This is a genomic window from Streptomyces sp. NPDC028991 (assembly GCF_055564775.1).
This window is the reverse complement of the sequence record NZ_JBVHVP010000043.1, coordinates 1-22,557: the sequence shown is the minus strand read 5'-3', so window position 1 is coordinate 22,557 and position 22,557 is coordinate 1. Positions and strand designations below refer to the sequence as shown.

The 22,557-nt window shown below is 71.9% G+C and carries 17 protein-coding genes; 9 read left to right on the top strand and 8 right to left on the bottom strand.

What is annotated here, in order from left to right; translation table 11 throughout:
• Positions 1-1,146: 1,146 nt before the first annotated feature.
• The 7 genes from ACZ4V1_RS35195 (at position 1,147) to ACZ4V1_RS35165 (ending at position 8,875) form a co-directional block, all read left to right on the top strand.
• Complete coding sequence (locus ACZ4V1_RS35195; RefSeq protein ID WP_468345030.1) at positions 1,147-1,791, top strand: hypothetical protein; 645 nt, start codon at positions 1,147-1,149, stop codon at positions 1,789-1,791.
• Positions 1,792-1,841: 50 nt separating this feature from the next.
• Positions 1,842-2,261: a helix-turn-helix domain-containing protein gene (locus ACZ4V1_RS35190; protein WP_468345027.1), complete on the top strand. Its 420-nt coding sequence runs from the start codon at positions 1,842-1,844 to the stop codon at positions 2,259-2,261.
• A gap of 682 nt (positions 2,262-2,943) precedes the next feature.
• Positions 2,944-4,422 carry a helix-turn-helix domain-containing protein gene (locus tag ACZ4V1_RS35185; protein ID WP_468345024.1) on the top strand — a complete coding sequence of 493 codons (1,479 nt, stop codon included), beginning with the start codon at positions 2,944-2,946 and terminating at the stop codon, positions 4,420-4,422.
• A gap of 474 nt (positions 4,423-4,896) precedes the next feature.
• A complete protein-coding gene (locus ACZ4V1_RS35180) occupies positions 4,897-5,067 on the top strand; it encodes a peptidoglycan-binding domain-containing protein (RefSeq protein ID WP_468345021.1) in 171 nt (56 codons plus the stop codon).
• A 97-nt stretch (positions 5,068-5,164) separates the two neighbouring features.
• Positions 5,165-7,603, top strand: a complete 2,439-nt coding sequence (locus tag ACZ4V1_RS35175) for a glycoside hydrolase domain-containing protein (protein ID WP_468345018.1) — start codon at positions 5,165-5,167, stop codon at positions 7,601-7,603.
• A gap of 1 nt (position 7,604) precedes the next feature.
• Entirely contained in the window at positions 7,605-8,294 is a 690-nt protein-coding gene (locus ACZ4V1_RS35170; RefSeq protein ID WP_468345015.1) for a hypothetical protein, read from the top strand.
• 56 nt (positions 8,295-8,350) lie between these two features.
• On the top strand, positions 8,351-8,875 hold the full coding sequence (locus tag ACZ4V1_RS35165) for a hypothetical protein (RefSeq protein ID WP_468345012.1): 525 nt from the start codon (positions 8,351-8,353) through the stop codon (positions 8,873-8,875).
• Positions 8,876-9,252: 377 nt separating this feature from the next.
• On the opposite strand, the gene tpg is transcribed toward ACZ4V1_RS35165, so the two are convergent.
• The 8 genes from tpg to ACZ4V1_RS35125 all read right to left on the bottom strand — a co-directional run bounded on the left by tpg (position 9,253) and on the right by ACZ4V1_RS35125 (position 21,039).
• Positions 9,253-9,810: a telomere-protecting terminal protein Tpg gene (gene tpg / locus ACZ4V1_RS35160; RefSeq protein WP_468345009.1), complete on the bottom strand. Its 558-nt coding sequence runs from the start codon at positions 9,808-9,810 to the stop codon at positions 9,253-9,255.
• 6 nt (positions 9,811-9,816) lie between these two features.
• Positions 9,817-12,048, bottom strand: coding sequence for a telomere-associated protein Tap (tap, locus tag ACZ4V1_RS35155; RefSeq protein ID WP_468345006.1), 2,232 nt, complete (start codon positions 12,046-12,048; stop codon positions 9,817-9,819).
• Positions 12,049-12,184: 136 nt separating this feature from the next.
• Positions 12,185-13,432, bottom strand: a complete 1,248-nt coding sequence (locus ACZ4V1_RS35150; protein WP_468345003.1) for a ketosynthase chain-length factor — start codon at positions 13,430-13,432, stop codon at positions 12,185-12,187.
• A complete protein-coding gene (locus tag ACZ4V1_RS35145) occupies positions 13,429-14,694 on the bottom strand; it encodes a beta-ketoacyl-[acyl-carrier-protein] synthase family protein (protein ID WP_468344999.1) in 1,266 nt (421 codons plus the stop codon). The genes ACZ4V1_RS35150 and ACZ4V1_RS35145 overlap by 4 nt, the downstream gene beginning before the upstream one ends.
• Positions 14,695-14,704: 10 nt before the next feature.
• Positions 14,705-15,475: a thioesterase II family protein gene (locus ACZ4V1_RS35140; protein WP_468344996.1), complete on the bottom strand. Its 771-nt coding sequence runs from the start codon at positions 15,473-15,475 to the stop codon at positions 14,705-14,707.
• 146 nt (positions 15,476-15,621) lie between these two features.
• The gene (locus ACZ4V1_RS35135) at positions 15,622-17,076 is read right to left on the bottom strand and encodes a nitrosuccinate lyase (RefSeq protein WP_468344993.1); all 1,455 of its coding nucleotides are present in this window, start codon (positions 17,074-17,076) and stop codon (positions 15,622-15,624) included.
• Entirely contained in the window at positions 17,073-19,046 is a 1,974-nt protein-coding gene (locus ACZ4V1_RS35130; protein WP_468344990.1) for an FAD/NAD(P)-binding protein, read from the bottom strand. Before ACZ4V1_RS35130 ends, ACZ4V1_RS35135 begins: the two co-directional genes overlap by 4 nt.
• A gap of 91 nt (positions 19,047-19,137) precedes the next feature.
• Positions 19,138-21,039: a condensation domain-containing protein gene (locus ACZ4V1_RS35125; RefSeq protein ID WP_468344987.1), complete on the bottom strand. Its 1,902-nt coding sequence runs from the start codon at positions 21,037-21,039 to the stop codon at positions 19,138-19,140.
• A gap of 349 nt (positions 21,040-21,388) precedes the next feature.
• Between ACZ4V1_RS35125 and ACZ4V1_RS35120 the strand changes: the two genes are divergently transcribed.
• Both ACZ4V1_RS35120 and ACZ4V1_RS35115 read left to right on the top strand, forming a co-directional pair.
• On the top strand, positions 21,389-22,165 hold the full coding sequence (locus ACZ4V1_RS35120) for an alpha/beta fold hydrolase (protein WP_468344984.1): 777 nt from the start codon (positions 21,389-21,391) through the stop codon (positions 22,163-22,165).
• Between the two features lie 47 nt (positions 22,166-22,212).
• Positions 22,213-22,557 (top strand): adenylyl-sulfate kinase (locus tag ACZ4V1_RS35115; RefSeq protein ID WP_468344981.1); only part of this gene is annotated, 345 nt, incomplete at its 3' end.

Below are 22,557 nucleotides of genomic sequence, written 5' to 3'. Positions count from 1 at the left end.
TCCCCCCCCCCCCCCCCTTTTGGAGTGATGCGGGGACCCTAGGGGCCTACACTCCGTGGTAGCCATCCTTCCCCCCCACGACGCTCTTCCGATCTCCCCTCCGGGCTGCGCCCGGAGGCAGCGAACCCCCGTGCTGCGCACGGGGGTTGCGCTCCCGCTCCGCGTGAGCGCCGGCGGGTGACTGCGTCACCCGCTCACCCTGCCTGCTGCGCAGGCAGGGTGACGGTCCGTCCGCTGCGCTCCCGGACCGCCGGGACTCCGTCCCGTTACCAGGCTTTCGCTTCGCTCCAGCCTGAGTCGGCGGGTCCGCTGCGCTCCCCCGCCTGACGGTCCTTCCGGCTGCGCCTCCAGAACCTCGGGGCCCGCTGGCGCGGGCCGGGCTGGCTACAGGGGAGTGGGGGTCGCTCGTTCGTGTGGGTTCTAGTGTAGCGCGTGAATCAGTTTGATGCAGCATGTACCTTTGGCGAAAACACGGGACACCCCCCAACCACCCCTTCCGGGCGCGGCTTTTGAGGCTGCATCAGTGCCGGTATTCGGCCCACCAATTAGGCGAGGGATTACGAAATTGGGAAGCCTCGGACCTCAGCCACAGAACGGCACCCCGGAAATCGGAAAGTCGAAATTCCGGCGTGCGGAGGTATCGAAGCCGAACGGCCCCCCGGGCCGGGCGGCGAAACCGCCCACCGGCACCGGCTGCGCTTCGTCGCTTTTGATCGTCGCGGCCGGTACCACCCGAGACTCAGAGCCGCTGATGCCACCTACGGTCCGCACCCGAGCTGCGGAGCCGCACGCGAAGCCGCCTCAGCCACCACGCCCCAGCCCCGGGACGGGCGTGAGCGAGGTCAGACACGCCCGGCTTCCAGCTGCTGCCCAGCCCAGGAAAGCCGGGGCCGGCGCCCGCCCTACGGGCCCGGAGGGTGTCTTACAGACACCTAAGAGTGCTCGCGCCTCCAAAACGCGCTGACCTGGGCAAACGCCAAACGGTGTGTTCTAGATTTCCAGAACAAAGGGGGGTCGGTTTGTTCTGGAGACCTAGAACAAACTCCGGGCGTGTCGAGGCGGCGCAGCGGCCCGCTGGAGGCAGGGCGTGTTCTACCCCTCTGAAACAAGACGGTTCCCCTAGTGATACCGTTCGGCCCACACTTGATGATCTTCCTGGAGGCTTTGATGGAGCAGCTGCCCGTCGTTCGGCCTGGCCAGCGCGTTGTTGCGCGGTCCGACGGCAAGGGCGGCATGGTCGTCAGTGTCGAGAAGATCCAGGGCCGCGAGTTCGCGGTCAGCGCGGAGGTGAAGGGCTACGTCCTGGACGCCCGGCTGCTGATGGACGTCCTGGGCAGCCTGAAGATGCCGGGCAGCTGGTTCCAGGTGTGGTGCAAGCTCGTGGCCGCCCAGGACCCTGCGTACCGCGGCGTGGACCGGACGAAGGCGCCGCGCGGGTACGTCCGGATCAACCAGCGCGACCTCCAGAAGCTGTGCAGCCTGTCAGCGGCCTCGGTGAGCGAGCCTGCGCAGTTCTTCCACCACATCGGCTGGATGCGGACCGCGAAGCCCGGAGTGCTCCAACTGAACCCGTGGCTCACGGTGGCCGGCACCTCCGCCGAGCAGGAGCAGTGGCAGAAGGAGTGGAACGCTGCCGAGGGCCCGGCCTGCATCATCCCGGCCCCGGACTACCCAGCCGAGTGGCGCGCGGAGCGGGCGAAGGCGAAGAAGGAAGCCGAGGCCGCCCGCCGCAGCGAGAAGGTCGTGACGCTGTCGCGCCGCCGCCTGCCCGCCCGGAAGGCGAGCGCGTGACACGCGCGGGCATATCCTCAGAGCCAGACGACAACGACCAGGAGGCCCTCGTGAGCACCACTTACGTACCTGGCCCCCCGTCCAACGAGCCGGTCACGCTCACCCGCGACGCCCTGCGGATGCTCGCCCTCGTGGACATCTCCCTGACCGCTCGCCGCGTGCTCGACGTGCTCCTGGCCTTCCAAGACCCGGACAACGGTGCTGTCGGCATCAGCCAAGCCGAGATGGCCGCCGAACTCGGAGCCGGGAAGCCCGCAGTGAACCGCGGCTTCAAGGAGCTGAGGGAGGCCGGCCTCGTCTGGCTCCTGCGCCGCGGCTGCTACCAGCTCCACCCCGTCCTCACCGGTGGGCGGGTCGCTGGCACCGCGATGGCCGTCCCCGAGATCAACACGACGCCCGCAGAGGACTTCACCGAGCAGCGACGGACCCGCTTCGCCGCGCAGGTCGCCAACCTCGCGCAAAGCGCCTGAGCATCCCCACAGGGCCCCTTCGACGCCACGGCGCCGCAACCAAGGTGCGGCGCCGTTCGCACGCCCAGGGGATTCACTCGGGGCTTCCAGGGGGCGGTATATCGTTCCCGCCCAGGGGAAACCGCAGGTCGCCGCACTGCCGCCCAGGATGTCGGTATCACCAGGGGTACCGACATGTTCTAGTTCTCCAGAACACGCGCCGCCGTGAGCGGGACGCCGGGCGTACGCCATTCCCCCTCCAGCGGAAAGGTGCTGGGCAGCGGAGCGCGGCCCGAGTTTCGGTAGCACCAGGGAAACCGTCTTGTTCTGGAGCAGTAGAACAAACCGACTGCTGCTCGCGGTGCGCACGCTGCATGCAGCAGCTGTGCATCGATCTCGCCGGAACATCGCAGATCTGACCGTACGTGCGTGGGGCGACTCGAGTTCCGGGGCCTCGGTGTAGGCGAGCCGGAGTGGCTAAGACGGGCTTCGGTGGGAACATCAGGGCGGACCGGCGTGGACCACCTGCGAGTGAGGTCTTCGTCGTCCTGATAGGAGAAGGTCACCATAGGAATGGGCGCTGTATGAGCGGGCCGGCTAAGCGCTCAAGGAGCACCGTGCGGAGATCCGCCGGTACTTCAGGTTCCGGGGTGCGCGCTGGCTGACTCGGACAAGGCGGACGGCAAGCTGACGGAGGAGGGCCGTGCCGACACCTCAGGTACTCGATGAGTTGCTGCGTCAACTGAGGCCACGTGTCTGCCAGGATGCCGATCTTGTTCCGCAGACGTTGATTGACTGGCTGGGCCGACAGCTCGGCGCGGAGATCGCCCTGGTCGACCGCGCGGGCACGGTGGAGGTGTCCACTGCCCACCTCGCGCCAGACATCGTTGCCGGTCTCCAGCCGGTACTGGCGCAGTTAGCGAGCGGACAGCTGGCCGCCGCGGCCTTGCAGGTGGGCGTGTTCCACGTGCGGTGCGAAGCGCTCGGACGGCAGGCGCCGCGTCCGGTGCTGGTGGTGGGCAGTCCGATACCGCTGACGCCGCAGGCGCTGGCGTTGGCGTCCCATGCCGGCGCCATAGTCGAGGTGTTACGACGAGCCCGGCAGGCCGACGACCTCGCACTGCGCTACCAGCAGGCGGCAGCGCGACTGCGCCTGGCGGTCTTCACGGCCCTGATGGCCGGAGAACCGACGCTGGCCCGCAGGATGACGGCTGGCGCCGTTCCGCCGCTGCTGGACGCTGAACGTCTGCGCATCCACCTGCTGCGCTGCCCGCCCTCGGACCGCGGCAGGATCATCGACGCCTACCAGGACGCGTCCGGCTACCACGGTCGCGGCCTGATGGTGCGCTGCCCTGTCTACGACCACCACCTCATCTGCCTCCTGCCCATGGACCACGACGACGACAGCGTGGACGGCAGCCTGGCCGCGCCCTTGCGGGCGCTGGTACGAGACAACCCGCACTACGCGCTCGGCATCAGCGCCCCCGTGCCCCTGCCGGCCACTGCGCGGGCCTACGATCAAGCCCGCCATGCCCTGGCCGTCGCCGGCCACACACTCGAACGGGTCGCCGACTACCACGGCCAGCCACCGCTGGCCGGGCTGCTCCCCCGGCGGCAAGCCCTCGCCTGGGCCCATGCCTTCCTGGAGCCGATCAGGGACGCCCCCCGGCTCACCCTCGACATCACCAGCCTTGCCCTGAACTTCCCCCGCTCCGGTGTGGCGCGGCTGCTCGACATCAGCCGCAACACCGTCACCGCCCACCTAAAGCGTGTCCAAGACGCCCTCGGCCTCAACCTGCAGGACCCCCGCAGCCGCGCCGAACTCGCCCTGGCCCTGGCGATCAACGACCTCCCGCCACCCGCCGGCAACGCCGTAGCCGAGCCTGCGCCAACCTCTTCGGTGGACCGTCTGCTGTCCACCGAAGCGGCCATCATCTGGGCCCACGCCTTCCTCCGGCCCCTGCGGCTCGGCACGGACCGCACTGTGCACCAGACCCTGCGCGCCTGGATCGAGGCCGGCACCGATGCCCAGCGAACGGCCCACAACCTCGGCATCAGCCGTACCACCGTCCGCGCCCACCTGCGCACCGCCGAACAGCACCTGAAACGAAGCCTCCAGACCCCAGGCCCCGGCCCTCACGAACTCATCCACGCGTTCCGCATCGCCGACCGTGCACCGTGAACAGCCGCCACCCCGCAACTGTGCACCGTGTGCATTGCCGCTACCCACAGCCCTCCCTACAGTCTGCTTCACCCGGCTACGACTGCGCCTGGGGCGATCTGCAGACGACAACAACGAAATGTGAGCTCCGCGGCCTCTCGTCGTCCCCTCTGCCCGAGGGAGAGGCAGCCCGGCTGATCTGCCGCTGACTACGTTTGCGCAGTGCCCGAACCCGCTGATCAACTGGCGTCGCCTCCACCCGACGTGACACGACAGGACGAGACTTCATGGAGATCGACCGCACCCTCCGCATCAGGCGACGGCTCTCGCCGTAGGAGTGACGACCCTGCTGTCCGGCGCCGCCGTGGTCGGCACCGCCGGGACGGCCGCGGCTGCAACTCGACGTACACCAGCTCCAAGAGCTTCACCGAGTGGCGCGGGGAGGCGCGCATCCCCGCCTGGAGCAACGGCACCTACCTGAGTCTCAACTGCTCGATGCAGCTGGGGTCCTCCGGCTCGGCCGTCAAGGCTCTGCAGACGTCCCTCAACAAGTGCTACCGCGAATCGCTGGATGTGGACGGGGAGTTCGGTCCGCAGACCCTGGGCGCCCTCGCCTGGTACTACAAGCCCGTCACTCCCGGCTACGACGAGTGCAGCCGGCTCTGACGAGCCGCACTCCGAGCGCTGCGACGATCCACACGCGCGGGAGCGGCCGGCCGCTCCCGCGCGCCGACCAGACGAACCTGAACCGTGGAGGATGTAGATGGCGCAAGACCCGAACATCCGGGCCGTCCAGGACTGGGTCAACGCGACCTATGCCGACGTGGACGGGTACGAGCCGTGCATACCGGACGGCCGTACCGGCTGGGCGACGGTCGACTGCCTCGTCCAGGGGCTCCAGCACGAGCTGGGGATCACTCCCACCGTCAAGAACTTCGGACCGGGCACGCTCGCGGCGGTGCGTGCCCGCTACCGGCTCCCCGCGCAGGAGACCAACAAGAACATCGTCCGTATCTACAACGGTGCGCTGTGGTGCAAGGGCTACTACGGCTCGGCCGATCCCGCGGTGTGGGACGCGAGGGCTCAGGACTCCCTGTCCGATGCCCTGTACGACCTGCTCACAGCCGGCTTCGTGAACCTCGACGCCGACCTGTGGGCTCGAATCACCCGCTCGCTGCTGCGCATGGACCAGTTCCTCCTCGTGCCGGGCGGCAAGCTCATCACCAAGCAGATCCAGCAGTACCTGAACAGCAAATACGTCCAGCAGGTGCGTATTCCCGCGATGAACCTGGTGCCGTCCGACGGCATCTACTCGCGCGATGTGCAGCAAGGCCTGATGCTGGCCCTCCAGTTCGAGCTCGGCCTGGACAAGAACACCATCAACGGACACTTCGGGGACGGCACGAAGGCGGCCCTCAAGTCGTATGGCACCGGCATCCGCCTGACGAAGCCGCTGGAGCTGCTGTTCCGCTTCGCGTGCTGGTTCAACTCCCCCACCTGGGACAGCGACGGCAACGCGGTCCATTTCAACGAAGACCACGTGTTCAGCAACCAGAACGAGGCGGTCCCCACGGCCTGGGTAGACGCCTTCCAGGAGTTCTCACAGCTGCCCACCGGCACGCTCGCCGGCACGTTCAACTACACGACCTGGGCCCAATTGCTCGTCTCCTGCGGCGACTCCACCCGCCCCGCGCAGGGCTGCGACACCGCCGCCTACACCAGCCGCGAGCGCGCCACGGCGCTACGGGCCGCGGACTACCGGATCATCGGCCGGTACCTGGACGAGCACCTGGAGCCCGACGACCCGTACTACATCGGCAAGGCGCTCAAGCCCGGCGAGGCGCAGGCCATCATCGACAGCGGGATGCGCCTGTTCCCGCTGTTCCAGTACAACGGCACCGTGCTGGACAACTTCAACGAGGCCAAGGGGTACAACCAGGGCCTCAAGGCCGACGAGAAGGCCAGGGAGCACGGCCTCCCGCTCGGCACCTGCATCTACTTCGCCGTGGACTACGACGCCCAGGACGAACACATCACCTCGCACGTCGTGCCCTATTTCGACGGCGTCCGCAACGCCCTCTCCCAGAGCGGCTCCCGCTATGTCTTCGGCGTGTACGGGACCCGCAATGTCTGCGAACGCGTCTCGCGCGAGGCCGGCGCCCGCTGGTCGTTCGTCTCGGGCATGTCCTGGGGGTACTCCGGGAACCTCGGCTTCCCGATGCCGCGCAACTGGTCGCTCAACCAGATCCGCGAGTACGAGTTCCAGGAAGGCTACGGCCTCGACCACAACGTCTGGCGGATCAACAGCGACGAAGGGGTGTCCAGCCTCAACTGGACCGGCCCCAACGACGAGAGCCTGCAGAAGTACATCGACTATGTGAAGCGCGTCGAGGGCGCCATCTCCGCGATGGGATCCGGACCTCCCGGGCACGCGGTGATCGACAACACGCTCGCCTTCCTGCGCTGGGGCGAACCCAATTACCGCACAGCGATATGGCAGATCGTCCTCGGCGACCCCTGGAAGGAGGTCCTGGACGCCTGCGCGGCCGCGGGCCTCGAGCCGGGCGACATGCCCACCTACTACGACCCGCGGGCGAACCACCGCATCACCCTCGCGCACTTCGGCGCCGCCACCGAGGGCCACTACGCCTACCCCGGCGGCAGCGGCACCGACGTGACGATCGGAGAAGGCTGCGGATGGGCGGGGGACATCCTCAACGCCTACACGCAGTGGCGTGAGAACCACCGTTCGATGTCCGGCAAGGACTTCTGCGTCCAGGTCGTCGGATCCGCCACGGTGGAATCCCGGTTCGGCAGTGACAACCTCATCGCCGACGTGGACGCCTACAACATCTCCCAGTATCTGCACGGCACGGACGGCGAGAACGGCGGCAACGACGACGACAGGCTGCTGTCCGACGCCCTGTTCACGTATCACTTCTGGGATGGACCGAACCGCTCGGCGAAACGGTTCACCCACTTCTTCAAGAGCCGGTTCGGCAACAGCCCCAGCGCGTTCCGGACGACCGTGCGGAACATCCTGCTGGATTCCCGCTGGTCCGGGTCCGCGTTCGACTTGGGCAAGGGCAATTTCCTGCCCGCGGACAAAGAGCAGTGGCCGGCCAAGATTCCCTCGGACGAGCTCACCTCGTTCGTCGAGGGAATGCTCACCGTGTTCGTCAAGCGTACGGAAGGGGAATAGCATGCGCCGCACCCTCACCCGCCGGGGTGTCCTCGCCGCCGGCGCGGGCACCGTCGCCACCGCCTGGATCGGACAGACTGCATCGGCCGCCGCCGCGCCGGCCGTGCCGTCCGGAAAACAGGCCGCGTGGACCAAGGAGAGATCCGCGAACGGCTGGACCATCGATCCCGGCGCCGTCAGCAGGCATCAGGTGGAGGGTTCGTCGGCTGCCGTGGAGCTGCGGGACGGGCCCGTGGCCGCTGTGCTGCTGCATGTCGCGCGGCGCTGGCACTACGAGATCGCGCCCCTCGACACCGGGGAGGGCGGCGGTGTCAGCGGGCACACCACGCGGCGGGCCGTCGCCGCCGCGTACGAGTCGAACTATCTCTCGGGGACGGGCCTGTGCCTGCATCCCTCCGCGTACCCGCTCGGCGGGTCCGAAGGGCTGTGGCCGCACCACGAGTTGATCGTGCGGGACATTCTTCTGGACTGCGAGGGCACGGTCGTGTGGGGCGGGGACCTCTCTCCCGTGAAGCCGTCGCACTTCCACGTCGACGTGGGGCCGGGGAGGGATGCCCTGGCGCGCGTTGCCGGGCGGCTCTCTCCGCCGCCCGGCGCCTTGCGGACGCCCGTGGCGGGGGCGGCGGAGGATCCCGCCCACCCCGCGCGGCGGGTCAAGGCGCTTCGCCTCTCGCGTACGCAGAGGCGCTGACCTGGCGGCGGATGCCGCCGGAGCTCCACATTTCCTAACCAACAAGAAGGGCAACAATGCGCACCAGAGCAATGGCCACGGCCTTCTCCCTCGGAATGGCTGCCACGTTCACCGGGTTCTCCGCGAGCACGGCGAACGCCTACACCAACTCGGACCTGTCGGTCTCCAGCTGGTCCCGCTACACCGTCGAATGCCCCTGCTCGGACAACAGCGGCCTCGACTTTACTGAGTTCAAGTACGACAGCGGCGGCAAGGGCCTGAAGCTGGTCGTCAAGAAGAACAACAGCCCTGTGGCGCAGGTCGAGTTCCACCCGTCCGACGAGATCCTGTACGTCTACGACGGCAAGAACGACGGCGACACGATCTACGTCCGGGCGATGTGGTGGGAGGGCTCGGGCTTCATCAAGGAGGAGGGGACCTACTGGGCGCCGGGGACGTCCGCGGAACTCGACATGAATAAGATTGAGATGGACGACAACGACGACATCGACGAGGGCACGGTCGTGTACTTCCGGCTCTTCGACGACAAGGCCCTGACCGACCCGATCACTGACTGGTACCAGTACAACGGGAAGGCTTGACGGGTCCCTGGTGCCCCGCCGCGCGGTGGTCGCGGGTGCGGCGGGGCGTCCGGGGGCTGCGCGGCCGTGTGGGTGGGGCGGGGGTTGCCCTCCGGGTGCCGCCCGGTGGCGGGTGCCGCGTTCACGGGGTTCTCCGCGACCACGTGGAGTGCCTACACCGACTCGAAGAGGAGGCCGGGGGTGTGTCGGACTCGGCGGCGAGGTCGAGGTATGCGGCGAGCAGTCGGATGAGCGCCGTATCCAGCACGTCGCAGCGCAGCAGGGCCATTTCCAGCTTGTGGGCCGCGCGCTCCAGGGCTGGGTTGCTCCGCCCACTTGTCCTTGCTGGCCTTCACCCGGGGCAGGTCGACGTGCGACAGGTCCGGGCGCTGTTGCTGCTAAAGGCCGATGTCCACCCGGTCGATGTCGGTGAACTCCACTCCCAGGCCGTGGGCGCGCGTGTTGTTGGCGCGGAAGTACATCTCCGCAAGGCCCTCGGCCGCGATGCGCTGGAGTTGTTGTTCGGTGGCGCCCTGCTCGCGGGCGGTGAAGAGGCGGTCCGCCCAGTCGGGCGGGAGGGCCTGGGTGATGTCGCGGACGCGGGCGTCGTCGGTGGTGCCCGGGGCGGCCGAGAAGCCGAAGCGGGCCCGCGTGGAGAGGATCAGGCCGTCGGTGGTGGACGCTTTCTTCCTGGCCCTCTCCCGTACCTTCGGCTGCCAGCGTTTCCTGACCTCGCGTTCCATGCGGTCGCGCAGTTCGCGGCGGGGTCGTTTGAGCTGTCCTTTGACGTAGCGCTCCACGGTGCGCTGGGAGATTCCGAGGAGCTGGGCGACGGCTCTGGTGCCTTTGAGCTGCTTCACCAGGTACTTCATCTGGGCCTGGGCGCTCTTGGGGAGGGGGCGGGTGAACGCTTCCTCCAGTGAGCGGTCCAGGCCGTCTCCGACCGGGTCGACCATCGTCGGCTATTCCCCTTCTCCGGCGGCCGGGTCGGTTTTGATGTGGTTGGCGATGTTGAAGACGCCGCCTTGTTCCTCGAACTGCTTTTCGGCCCACAGGACCGTCTGGGTGCCCTGGTGCTTGACCATTCCCGGGGAGATGCCGAGCCGGAAGGTGCCGGGGGCCGGCTTGCCCTCGGGCGTGTGGGGCAGGACGTCCAGCGGGGAGGGCCCGGGTGAGGGGTAGACGACGGCGTCGGTGCCGATGGCCACCGGGTAGAGATCGGCCGCGGCGGCGGTCTTCATCAGCTTGCGGTGCAGGCCGATGCGCTGGTTGGCCAGGACGGCGGCCCGGATGTCGGGGCGCCACGTCTCCCGTTCGAGGGCCGGCCACGGCTCGTAGTACGGCACCTGGCCCCGGTTGCGCTGGCGGAGCTTGCCGATGCCGCCCTTCGCGGTCGCCTTGATGGCGCCGGCCAGCAGTGCCATCGTCGGGTCGGTCTGCCGGGAGCGGGCCATCGCCTGGAGGAACTCGGCGCCGCCCATGCCGGTGGTGACGCCGAGGTCGGCCATCGTGGTGACGTAGGCGTCGCGCAGTCGCTTGTACCAGGCGTCCAGGTAGCGGCCGGTGCGGGTGCGCACGTACGCCTCGACGGGCGCGACCTCGTAGCCGAGTTCCACCGCGTAGGCGACGGTGGGGGTGGCGTACCAGGCCGGGCCGGTGGGGCGGTCGCCCTTGGGGGTGAACGGGGAGGGGAGCCGGTCGCCGTCGACCCGGCGGCCGTTGACCTCGACGCGGGAGAGGTCGACGTGGCTGAGGTCGACCAGCCAGGAGCCGGGCAGGGACGGGTCGAAGGGCGGGTTGCCCGTGAGGTGGGTCGGGCCGTTCAGGCCGACGGTCAGGCCGTTGGCGGCCGCGGCGAAGGACATGTTGATGTCGATCGCGACCAGGTACGGCCGCATGCACTCCTCGTCGGTGAGGGGCCGGCACCAGTCGTAGGGCTCCTCCATCAGCATCTCGGCCGGTGTGCGCAGGTGGTGGCGGGCGAACCTGCCCTTGAGGAGGGGGTGTTCGTCGGGGACCTCGCATTCCACGGCGTCGTACACGGCGGTGAGCGCGTCGTCGTTGTAGGCCCGGGTGAACTCGCCGGTGGCCGGGTCCTTCTCCGCGCGGGTCGGCGGGCGCAGTGCGGTCATCAGCTCCAGGCCGGTGACCGCCGCGGTGCCGCGCGGTGTCATCACCCGCTGCGCGTACGCGCCGAGGTAGCGGGCGAGGTCGGCCGGGTGCATCGAGGGCAGCCGCGGGGTGTTCCTGTCGTCCCACTCGCGGGCGTCCAGGGCGTTCCAGGCCGGGATGCACAGCTGGACGCAGTTGCGCTTCGATCCTTCGGCGGGGCGGTAGATCCTCGCCCAGGGGCCCAGTCCGCGCCGGGTCAGTTTCCAGCCGGCCCGGGTGAGCTGCTTGACCGCCTTGTGGCCGTCCGGGAGGCGTCCGGCACGGCGTTCCTCGTCGGACAGGGCGGTGGGCAGGCCGTAGCGCTCCAGGGCGGCCGTGGTGAGGACGAGAAGCGGGTCGCCGTCGCGGCCGTTGCGGTGGTGGCGGGCCTGGCCGAGTCCGGCTTCGGTCAGGGCCCATCCGACCAGTGACGGGAGGGACTTGGCGGGTACGTCCAGGACCAGGCCGCCGACGCAGTACGCGAGGACATCGCCGTCCTCGACGTCGACGACGGCGAGGGGGCCGTTCTCGAAGCGCTGGTCCGTGGCGGGTGGCGTCGGCTTCCGTGCTCCTCTCGTCGCTTCCGGGGTCCGGGGCGACGCGGTCGGCGGGGTGGTGTGCCGTGCCGGTGCGGCGGGGGCCGGTGCGGCGGGGGTCTGCCGCGTCACCGGGTCGGGCGCGGGGGCCGCGGGGGCCGTGGGGGCCGCGGCGGCGTCCGGGGCTGTGCCGGGAACCGCGTCCGCCGGGACGGTGGTGGCCGTCGCGTCGGGGCCGGTGCCTTCAGGGGCGTCGTCGGGCGGGAACTGCTGCGCCCAGCCGTCGAGGAGGCGCTGGTATGCCTGGCGTCGAGGGGGGCGGGGCTCGGCGCGGCCGGTCTCCCAGTTCTTCACCGTCTGCGTCGTGGTCTGCAGTACCTGCGCGAGCCGTGCCTGGGTGATCCCGGCCGCCTCTCTCAGGCGGGCTCGTTCGGCGGGGTCGGGCATCCGCGGCTCGCCTGCGAGCAGGGTGTCAACGGCCGCGAGCAGCTCTTCTTCCGTCGGCATGGGACCGGTTCACCTCCGGCCGTCACCGTACCATTGGTTACCCTCCGATTTTGGGTCCCATTTAGCCCTGGATTTATCCCGTACGGGCTGAGGGCCGCCGGAACGCGGGGGATGTCGTTCCGGCGGCCCGGTCCGGTCAGACCGCGCTCAGGACGGCCGCCGAGTTGAAGCCACCGCGGCCGCGGGCCAGGACGAGGGCGTGCCGGACGGCGGTCTCGCGGGGGGCGGTGACAAGGTCCACGGGGCAGTCGGCGGCGGGCTCGGTGGTCCCGACGGTCGGCGGGACCACCTGGTCGCGCAGGGTCAGCAGGGCGGCGGCCACGTCGAGGGAGGCGCCCCCCGCGAGCAGCCGCCCGGTCATCGACTTCGGCGCGGTGACGGGCACGCCTCGCGGGCCGAACAGGGCGGCGAGTGCCTCCGCCTCGGCGCGGTCCGCGGCGCGCGCGCCGGCCGCGTCGGCGAACACCACGTCGATGTCGCCGGCGTTCACCCCGGCGTCGGCGAGGGCCAGCCGGGCCGCGTCGGCCAGGCGCGGAGTGCCCGGCCCGTCGAAGGTGGCCGCGTAGCCGGTGAACGAACCGTACGCGTGGGCGTCGCGCTCACGGGCGGCCGCGGCGCTCTCCAGGACGAACAGGGCACCGCCCTCGCCGACCACGTGGCCGTCGGCCGCCGCGTCGAACGGCAGATAGGCGCGGGCCGGGTCGGGGACGCGGCTCAGCTCACCGGCGGCGAGATGGGCGGCCCAGCCCCACGGGCAGAGCGCGGAGTCGACGCCGCCGGTGACCATCAGCCGGGCGCCCTTGCGGATCTGGCGCCGGGCGTGGGCCACGGCGTCCAGTCCGCCCGCCTGCTCGGCGACGACGACGCCGCTGGAGCCGCGCAGTCCGTGCCGGATGGAGATCTGACCGGTGTTCACGGCGTAGAACCAGGCGAAGGACTGGTACGCGCTGACGTGCTGCCCGCCCTTGGACCACAGGGCCTGCAGCTCGCGCTGACCGAACTCGAAGCCGCCCGCGGAGGAGGCGGTGACCACGCCGGCGCCGTACTCGGGCAGGGAGGAGGGGTCGCTGCCGGAGTCGTCGAGGGCTTCCTTGGCCGCGGTCAGCGACAGCCGGGTGACCCGGTCGGTCTGCGGCAGCAGCCGGCTGGGCAGGTGCTCCTCGTCGACGAAGCCGGGGACCTCGCCGGCGACGCGCACCGGGTAGCGGGAGGCGTCGAAGCGGGTCACCGGGCGGATGCCGCTCTCACCGCGCAGGGTCGCCGCCCACCATGCCTCGGTGCCCAGCCCGTTGGGGGCGGTGACGCCGATGCCGGTGACGACGGAGTCGGTGCTGATGGGGGCGCCGCGCCGTGCGGCGGGACGGTCCAGCGTGGCCGTGGTCATGCCGCCTCCTGAAGTCGCGGCCGGGTGAGGACGATGGCGCTCTGGAAGCCGCCGAAGCCGCTGCCGACGCTGAGCACGGTGTCCGTGCGCTGCTCGCGCGCGGTGAGCGGGGTGTAGTCGAGGTCGCAGGCCGGGTCGGCGTCGTGCAGGTTGGCCGTCGGGGGCACGGTGTTGTGCTCGATGGCCAGGGCGCTCGCGGCCACCTCGAGCGAGCCGATCGCGCCGAGCGAGTGGCCGACCATGGATTTGATGGAACTCACCGGCACTCGGTAGGCATGGTCGCCGAGGCTGCGCTTGAACGCTGCGGTCTCGTGCCGGTCGTTTTGCTTGGTTCCGGAGCCGTGGGCGTTGATGTAGTCGATCGCGGTGGCGTCCAGGCGGGCCTCGTCGAGTGCCGCGCGGATCGCCTCGGCCATCTCCACGCCGTCGGTCTTCAGCCCGGTCATGTGGTACGCGTTGCTGCGGCCGGCGAACCCCGCGATCTCGGCGTAGATGTGGGCGCCGCGCCGGCGGGCGTGCTCGAACTCCTCCAGGACCAGGACGGCGGAGCCCTCCCCGAGGACGAAGCCGTTGCGCGAGCGGTCGAAGGGGCGCGAGGCGGTCTCCGGCTCGTCGTTGCGCGGGCTGGTGGCCTTGATGGCGTCGAAGCAGGCCACGGTGATCGGCGAGATCGGTGCCTCGGTCGCGCCGGTCACCATGACGTCGGCGCTGCCCTCGCGGATCAGGTCCACGGCGTGGCAGACGGAGTCGATGCCGGAGGTGCAGCCGGTGGAGACCAGCGAGACCGGTCCCTGGGCACCGACCGCGCCGGCCACCTCGGCGGCCATGGAACTGGGCACGAAGTAGTCGAAGAGGTGCGCGACCGCCCGGGTGTGGTCGACCTCCCAGGCACTGCCGTTCTCGCTGACCACGCCGTACTCGTTGTCGAGGCCCGTGGTGCAGCCGACGGCGCTGCCGAGCGTGACGCCCGTGCGGACCGGGTCGAGGACACCGGACAGCCCACTGTCCTCGACCGCCTCCCGGGCGCTGACGAGGGCGAACTGGGCGGCGCGGTCGAGGCGGGCGGCCTCGGCGGGGCCGAATCCGTGTGCGGCGGGATCGAAGTCCGCCTCGGCGGCGATGCGCGACCGGAACGCGCTCGCGTCGAACAGTGTGATGCCGCGCGTGGCGGTGCGGCCCGCGGTGAGCGTGCTCCAGAACGCGCGGGTGCCCACGCCGCCCGGGGCCACGACCCCGATGCCGGTGATGACGACCCGCCTCATCGGTTGTCCCTCACAGTTGTCCTCCAGATATGAGCCCAGGTACGCGCCGGGTGCGCCGCAGCACGCGGCAGGCGCGTCCGATCAGTCGGGGTGCGTGGGGGCCGCGGACGAAGAAGTGGTCGCCGGGGACGGTGCGCCGGACGAACCGGTCGGTGGTCCAGCGCGCCCAGCCGTCCAGCGCGGCCGCGCCGACGACGGGGTCGTCCCGGCCGTCGACGGCCAGGACGGGCACGGGGAGGGGGCTGTGCGCCGCCTCGGCGAGCGCGGTGGTGCGCAGGGCCGCGGCGAGCAGGAGGTCGTCCCGCAGCACGGGCAGCACGGAGCGGTACCAGAGGCTGCCGGGCGTGGCGAGCTGTCCGCCCGGCGCTGCTCCGAGGTCGTCCGCGAACCGCAGCAGCCGTTCGTCGGTGATGTCGTTCCGGCGCAGTGCCGCGGCGTGCGGTGGGGGACTGGCGCCGACCGCGAGGAGGCCGGGGGCGGGCAGTCCGCGGTCGATGAGCGCGCGGGCGAGGGTGTGGGCCACGACTCCGCCCAGGCTGTGTCCGTACAGTGCGTACGGGCGGCCGTCGGTGACCTGGTCGGCGAGCGGGCCCAGGAGTGCGTCGAGCAGTTGGCCGCGTGACGTCGCGCGCGCCTCGCGGCGCCGGGCGCCCCGTCCGGGCAGCAGTACGGGCACGACGGTGACCCCGGGGCCGGTGCCGGTGCGCCAGTGCGCGAACCCTGAGACGCCGGCGCCGGCGTGTGCGAAGCAGTAGAGCGTGACCGGTGTGTCGTCCCGCATGGTGTCGCACCTCCTCGGCCGCCGTGGCGGTGGCGCATCGGTTGTGCCGAGCCTCGCCGACGTACCTGGAGAACGACTCGAATCGGCCACGTGCGCGTCGGATCCGGGCGGCCGGAGGCCCCGCCCTCCGCGTTCCGTCGCCGGTTTCACACCGCGCACGTGGTGGTGAAGGTGACGGGCGGGGTTCTCGCCGGCGGGGGCTGGGCGCACGCGCGCGCGGCCAGGGCCGGTGCGTCGCCCACGTAGGCGGTGGGGTCGAGCAGCCGTCCGAGTTCTTCCGCGGTGTGGTGTGCGGTGACTTCCGGCAGGGTACGCAGCACGTCCAGCAGGGGACGCCGTTGCCGGTCGGCGGTGAGCGAGGCCCGGGTCAGCAGGTCCTTCGCGCGGGCCCTGCCGAGACTCGGGGCGAGCAGGGCGGCCAGGCGTTCGCTGACCACCTGGCTTCCGGTCAGTGCGAGGTTGTGCAGCATGCGTGCGGGGTCCGGGGTCAGGCCCTCGGCCAGCTCGGCGGCGGTCCGCGCGGCCCCGCCGGCCAGGCGCAGCGCCTCGCGCAGCAGCAGCCACTCGGCGTGCCACACTCCCGCCGAGCGCTCGTCCTCGGTCACCAGGCACTGGGTGAGGCCCGCGGCCAGCAGGGGCACCTGCAGGGCCGCGCTGCGGATCAGGGTGGACAGGACGGGGTTGCGTTTGTGCGGCATGGCGGAGGAGCCGCCCCGTCCGGCGACGGCGGGCTCGGCGGCCTCGGCGATCTCCGTACGGGTCAGGACCTGGACGTCGGCGGCGAGTTTGCCGAGGGCGCCGGTGGTGAAGGCGAGGGCCGCGGCGGTGTCCGCGACCGGGGTGCGCAGCGCGTGCCAGGGCAGGCCGGGGCGGGCCAGTCCGGTCTCGTCGGCGAAGGCGGCCACGAGCCTTTCCCGGTATCCGTCCGGGCGCTCCGTGCCGTTGTGCGGGCCGGCGAACTCCAGGTATCCGGCGAGGGTGCCGGCCGCCCCGCCGAGGGAGACCGGCAGGCCGCGGCGTGCGGTTCCGATCCGGTCGGCGGCGTCCAGGACCAGCCGGTGCCAGCCGGCCGCCTTGAGCCCGAACGTGGTGGGGACCGCGTGCAGGGTGAGGGTGCGGCCGGCCATGACGGTCCCCCGGTGCCGGTCCGCCAGCCCGGCCAGTGCGGCGGCGGTGCGGTCCAGGTCCACCTGGATCAGGCCGAGCGCCCGCCGGCACACCAGCATCGTGCCGGTGTCCAGTACGTCCTGGCTGGTGGAACCGCGGTGAACGTACTCGGCGGCCTGCCGGTCCTCGGCCGCCACCGCTTCGGTGAGGGCATGTACGAGGCCCACGACGGGGTTGGCGGTCTCCCGGGCCTGCAGCGCCAGCGCTCGCGGATCGAAGCGTTCCGCGCGGGCGGCGCGGGTGATGGCGCGGGCCGCGTGGTCCGGGACGGTGCCCAGGGCCGCCTGGGCGCGGGCGAGTGCCGCCTCGGCGTCCAGCATGGCCTGGAGCCACGCTGTCTCGCAGACGGCCTCCTCCACGGGCGTCCCGGCCCGCACGGGGGAGAACAGACCGGCGTCCGGGCCGCCGTCGAAGGGGGTCGTCCGCTGCGTCATGTCGTCATCTCCACTAGGTCGGCCGGGCGTTGGGGGAGGGGGACGGCCGGCCGGGCCCGGGTGAGGCGCAGTACGGCGCGGGCGATGGCGTCGGAGTCGCCGAGGATGACGGAGTCGACCCCCGGCCGGATACCGGCCGCCGTCACCCAGTGCACGGACTCGGTGGGGACTCCGTAGGCGAACCGCCGCGGGTGGGCCCGGCCGTGGGCGTCCACGGTGTGGTACGGGCGTCGGGTGACGGCGAGGCCGCCCGACTCGTAGGCCCCGTCGGTGCCTTCGATCCGGTAGGGCGCCGCCTGACCGGTGGCGAGGAGGCACCGCAGCAGGGGGTCGGCGGTCCGGCGCAGGTCGGGTTCCGGGAGCCGGGCCTCGATCAGCACCGATGCGCGGACGGGCGCCGCCTCCACGTGGTCGGCCGTGGCCACGAACGCGGCCCGGTCCTCCCGCGTGCTCAGGGCGACCCGGGTGCCGGGGCCCAGGAGCCGTACGACTCCGGCCTCGATCAGCGCGCTCAGCTCCTCGATGCGGGAGACGGGAGGGCCGATGGAGAGGAAGGCGTTGAGCGGGGTGTACCAGCCGGTCAGCTCGTCGCGGTGGGAGGCGCCGTCCAGGCCGCCGTGGTCGACCGCGAGGCGGACTTCGTTGCGTAGGTCGCGCAGGACGTCGAGCGCCGCCTTCAGCGGTCCGTCGACGTTGCCGGCCCGTGCCTGGCGCACGTCCTCGGCCAGGTGGCCGAGGAGCCAGTGCTGGAAGTCGGCCCGGTCGGCGAAGCGCCGCCCCCCGGTGGGGCGTTGGATCAGGTCCCAGTCCCACCGTCTGCCGCGGTCGACACCGTAGGAGTCCAGGACGTCCGCGCGGTCCTTCGCGGTGGTGGCCGCGAGGTAGGACGCCACGAAGCCCGGTGCCTGCGAGGCGCGGTCTTCCGCGCGCAGCAGCGTCTCGTAGTAGACGCTTTCCACCTCGAGGCGGATCAGCGGCCACAGGTGGGTGCGGAAGCGGACCGGTTCCCCCTCCAGCCGCCGGCGCCGCAGCCGGTCGAGGGTCCCGGGGGTGAGCAGCCGGGGCTCGTGACGGCCGCTGGGGCCCTTCTGGTTCTCGCCCCGCGCGTGATGGGGGACGCCGCGCCGGGAGCCGGCGTAGATGCGCGGCTCCCGGCCGGAGGGGAGGTAGACCGTACGTCCCGAGCGGCGGACGAACCGGCCGCCACGGCCGAGGGTGAGCAGTGCCATCCCGTCGAAGAAGTTGAGTCCCAGCCCGCGCATCAGCACGGTCTGTCCCGGTGGGATCGTGTCGAGGTCCTGGTCGGCGGGGTTGGCCGGTGTGACGTACGTGAGTCTGTGCCGCGCTGCCGCCCGGGCCCAGGCCGACTCCTCGGCGGACGGGCGCCGCGGAAGGTGGCCCTGGGCGAGGACGACGGCGTCGAGGGCGCGCAGCCGGGTCCCGTCCGCGAGGGTGAGGACCTGCGGGCCGCCGGGTGCGCCGGTCTGGTCCCGCAGAGCCACGGCGTGGGTGCGGTGCTCGACGATGCGGCAGTGGGCGGGTGCCCGCTCCCTGATGCGCCGGTAGGCGTCCTCCAGGTAGCTGCCGTAGAAGGCGCGCGTGGGGTAGCTGTCCGGACGCAGTGTGCGCGCTTCGGCGCGCACGGCCTCGCCGAATCGGCCGGGGGGTGCGGCCAGGACGACGGAGCGGGCCCATTCGTGCAGGTCGGGTCCGGGGTCCACCGGTCCCTTCATCGTGACCGTGTCGTCGGTGAACACCGTCACCTGGGAGGCGACGGTGTTCATCAGCAGCAGCCGCGACTGGTCCGTGCGCCAGACGCGTCCGGCGCCGGGCCGGAAGGGGTCCACGAGGTGGATCGTGACCCGGCGGGGCGAGGGGGCGGCCCGTTCGTTGGCGCAGATCCGTTCCAGCACGGACAGGCCGCGGGGTCCGGCTCCCACGACGCCGATCCGGAGGTGGCCGGTGTCCATCACGCGTCCTCGGGTCCGGGCGCGGGGGCGGCCGTTCGCTCGCCGGGCGCGTCAAGGGTGCCGGCCGGGGTGTCGCGCCGGCGGAGGGTGGTCATGGTCGGGGCTCTCCTCGGGTCGGTTCACTGCAAGCGGTCGCCGCGGGCGCCCGGGCCATCCGCACCCGCGGCTCTCGGGCGAGGGACGCCAGCGCGTCGGCCACGCTCGCCGAACCGCCCTTCAGGCCGGGCAGTTCGCACAGCAGACGGGCGCACTGGGCGACGAGGCGTGACGCCTCGCCGTCGGCGAGCCGGGAACGGTCGTGAACGGCGGTCAGGACGAGGCTGTCGTCGACGTCCCGGTGGGCGTGCAGGGTGACCGGGAACATGCTCCGCACGCCGGTCGCGCGGGGCCGTCCGACGCTGATGCCCTGCGCGGCGAGGGCGGAGCGCAGGCCGTCGGAGCCGCGCCGCCGGTTCTCGAAGACGATGAGGCTCTCCGCGAGCCTGTCGTCCGCGCGGCGCCCGCTCCACCGGTGGATCTGCCCGAGCGACACCCATTCGTAGGAGGCGATGTCCAGGGCCCGGTCGCGCAGGTCGGACAGGAGGCGGGGCACGGTCTCGGCGGGGTCGACCCGTACGGTCATGGGCAGCGAGTTCATGAGCAGCCCGGGCAGGCGCTCGACGGAGTCGAGGGCGATGCCGCGGCCGGGAACGGTGACGCCGAAGCCCACCGCGGCGGGACCGGTGGTGCCGGCGGCCCGGTACAGCAGCAGCGCCCACGCCGCCTGCAGGGCACCGGCCTCGGTGGCCGCGCAGGACGCCGCCCAGGCGCGCAGCCGGTCGGCCTGGCCCGCGCCGAGGCGGGCCTGGGCCCGGCCGGTCCCGCTCAGCCCGGTGGCCGGGCCGGGCGTCGCGGGCAGCAGCAGGGCGGCGCCGGGCGGAACGGCCGAGGCCCAGAAGTCGCGGGCGGGGCCGGTGTCCTGGCCGGCGAGCCAGCGTGCGTAGTCGCGGATGTCGGGGCGCCGTTCTCCGCCGGGCAGCCGACCGCCGGCGAGGTAGGCGCGGTAGAACTCCTGGAGCAGGACCGACACGCTCCAGCCGTCCAGCATGACGTGGTGGAAGGTGAGCAGGACTCGCACACACGGGTGGCCCCCCTCGACGGGGGCCGCCTCGTCGACGAGGTTCAGCCGCAGCAGGCCGGGGCGTCGCAGGTCGAAGCCGCGCAGCCGGTCCTGTTCCCGCAGGTTCTCGAAGTCCACGGAACCGGCCGGGTGCCGGACGACTTCGACGTCGGCGTGCCCGTGCAGCACCAGGCGCGGTCCGGACTCCCAGGCGAAGGCGGCGCGCAGGACGATCTCCCGGTCGAACACCGACTGCCAGGCGGCGGTGAACCGGTCGGTGTCCAGCGGACCGCGCCAGCGCCAGAGCAGCTGCTCCACGTGCCGGCCGGCGTCACGGTGGGCGAGCGCGTCCAGGAGCAGGGTGTGCTGCTGCGGGGTGACCGGCACGGTCTGCGGCGGCCCCTGAGGCGCGTCGGTGTCGTGTCGCGCGGGTCCTCCGGGCTCGGTCTCCGGCGTCGCGGCGGCGTTCGGCTCCGGCTCCGGCTCCCGCTCCGGTCCCGGTCCCGGCTCCGGCTCCCGCTCCGGTCCCGGCTCCCGCTCCGGTCCCGGTCCCGGCTCCCGCTCCGGTCCCGGTCCCGGCTCCCGCTCAGGCTCCGGCTCCGGTCCCGGCTCCCGCTCCGGCGAGGTCAGTTCCGCCAGTGCGCGCCGGTCGGTGCTGCCGTCGGGGAGCAGGGGAATGTGCGGCACTCGGTGGAAGCGGGCCGGGACCAGGTGGGAGGGGAGCCTCGACTCCAGGGCGGCCCGCAACTCGGCCAGCGGGGTGCGCGTCACCATGTGCGCGACGATCCGCCGGCTGCCCGGGACGTGCCGGGCCACGTGTACGGCCGCGTCCCGCACACCGGGCAGTGACATGAGGGCGGCGTGCACCTGGCCGAGTTCGACCCGGTTGCGCATGTCGGTCTCCCGGTGTTCGGCGGCAGGACGGACGGGACGGGGCCCGGACCACTGTCGCCGCCGGCGCCGACAGAGGACTGACGCGCCGCTGACGGCTGCCACCGCGCCTCACCTCGCCACTGTCATGACAAGGCCGAGGAGTCGAATCCCGCTGTGGCCCGGCTCGCGGGCGGCTGGTGCGCGCGGGACGAGGGCGACGCGGCGGCCACGGACGCGGCCGGTGCCGTCGGCGGACGACCACGGCACAGGGGTCCTGCGACCGGTCCTCGACCCGTGATCCAGGGGAGCGCCCGAGGATGCCGCCAGACGGGGAGGTGAGAGCACCTCCGTTCGGCGTGAGGAGTGCGTGATGCGCAAGGTCGTTTCCCGGGACGGCACGACGATCGCTTACGAGAAGGCCGGCGACGGGCCGCCGATCGTGCTCCTCAACGGCTCGTTCCGCGACCACACCATCTTCGACGCGCTCGTTCCCGAGCTGGCGCCGCACTGCACCACCTACGTCTACGACCGCCGCGGGCGCGGCGAGAGCGGCGACTGCCCCGAGTACGCGGTGGCCCGCGAGATCGAGGACCTCGAGGCGGTGATCCAGGAGGCCGGCGGTTCGGCGGTCGTATTCGCCGGTTCCTCGGGGGCGAACCTGGCGATCGAGGCGGCGCTCGCCGGGGCCCCGATCACCCGACTGGCGCTGCACGAGCCGTTCTACCGCGTCGACGGGTTCCCGAAGCCCCCGTGGAACGTCGCCAAGACGCTCCGGGTCCTCATGGAGGAGGACCGGCGTCAGGAGGCGGTCGAGTACTACCTGGGCAGCTTCCTGGGGCTGACCCCGGACACGGTCGCCGAGTGGCGCAACGGTCCGATCTGGGCGATGAACGAGGCGAACGCCCACACCCTCGCCTATGACGTGGCGATCTGCGGCGACTGCGGCGTCCCGGCCGACCGGCTCGCCGGATACACCACGCGGACCCTCGTCCTGAACAGCACCGGCACCAGTGAATGGCTGCGCGCCGCGGCACGGGCGACCGCGGCGGCACTGCCGGACGGCCGGTCGCTGGAGCTGCCCGGCTCCTGGCACCGGATCGACATGGACGTACTCGGCCGGACCCTCGCCGAGTTCGCCACGGCCTGAGACTTCCTCGCTCCATCGCGCCATCCCACGTTCAGGAGGGCATCACCGTGACCACAGCCCACAAACCGGCCACCGGGGCCGTCGCCGGGGCCGTCGCCGGGGCCGTCGGAGCGGCCACCTGTGAACGCGGCGCCACCGTGTGGCTGACCGGGTTGCCGAGCGCGGGCAAGACCACCGTGGCCCGTGCCGTCGCGGAGCGGCTGCGCGTGGGCGGCCGCAGGGTCGAGGTGCTCGACGGGGACGAGATCCGCGAGTTCCTCTCGGCGGGCCTCGGGTTCAGCCGCGCGGACCGGCACGCCAACGTGCAGCGCATCGGCTTCGTCGCCGAACTGCTCGCCCGCAACGGCGTCACGGCGCTGGTCCCGGTGATCGCCCCGTACGCGGACAGCCGG

Coding starts and splice junctions, on each gene's coding strand:
- ACZ4V1_RS35165 (WP_468345012.1), top strand. CDS start 8,351: ATGCGCACCAGAGCAATGGCCACGGCCTTCTCCCTCGGAATGGCTGCC.
- ACZ4V1_RS35175 (WP_468345018.1), top strand. CDS start 5,165: ATGGCGCAAGACCCGAACATCCGGGCCGTCCAGGACTGGGTCAACGCG.
- ACZ4V1_RS35130 (WP_468344990.1), bottom strand. CDS start 19,046: ATGGACACCGGCCACCTCCGGATCGGCGTCGTGGGAGCCGGACCCCGC.
- ACZ4V1_RS35150 (WP_468345003.1), bottom strand. CDS start 13,432: ATGACCACGGCCACGCTGGACCGTCCCGCCGCACGGCGCGGCGCCCCC.
- ACZ4V1_RS35140 (WP_468344996.1), bottom strand. CDS start 15,475: ATGCGGGACGACACACCGGTCACGCTCTACTGCTTCGCACACGCCGGC.
- ACZ4V1_RS35145 (WP_468344999.1), bottom strand. CDS start 14,694: ATGAGGCGGGTCGTCATCACCGGCATCGGGGTCGTGGCCCCGGGCGGC.
- ACZ4V1_RS35135 (WP_468344993.1), bottom strand. CDS start 17,076: ATGACGCAGCGGACGACCCCCTTCGACGGCGGCCCGGACGCCGGTCTG.
- ACZ4V1_RS35170 (WP_468345015.1), top strand. CDS start 7,605: ATGCGCCGCACCCTCACCCGCCGGGGTGTCCTCGCCGCCGGCGCGGGC.
- tpg (WP_468345009.1), bottom strand. CDS start 9,810: ATGGTCGACCCGGTCGGAGACGGCCTGGACCGCTCACTGGAGGAAGCG.
- tap (WP_468345006.1), bottom strand. CDS start 12,048: ATGCCGACGGAAGAAGAGCTGCTCGCGGCCGTTGACACCCTGCTCGCA.
- ACZ4V1_RS35120 (WP_468344984.1), top strand. CDS start 21,389: ATGCGCAAGGTCGTTTCCCGGGACGGCACGACGATCGCTTACGAGAAG.
- ACZ4V1_RS35180 (WP_468345021.1), top strand. CDS start 4,897: ATGCAGCTGGGGTCCTCCGGCTCGGCCGTCAAGGCTCTGCAGACGTCC.
- ACZ4V1_RS35195 (WP_468345030.1), top strand. CDS start 1,147: ATGATCTTCCTGGAGGCTTTGATGGAGCAGCTGCCCGTCGTTCGGCCT.
- ACZ4V1_RS35125 (WP_468344987.1), bottom strand. CDS start 21,039: ATGCGCAACCGGGTCGAACTCGGCCAGGTGCACGCCGCCCTCATGTCA.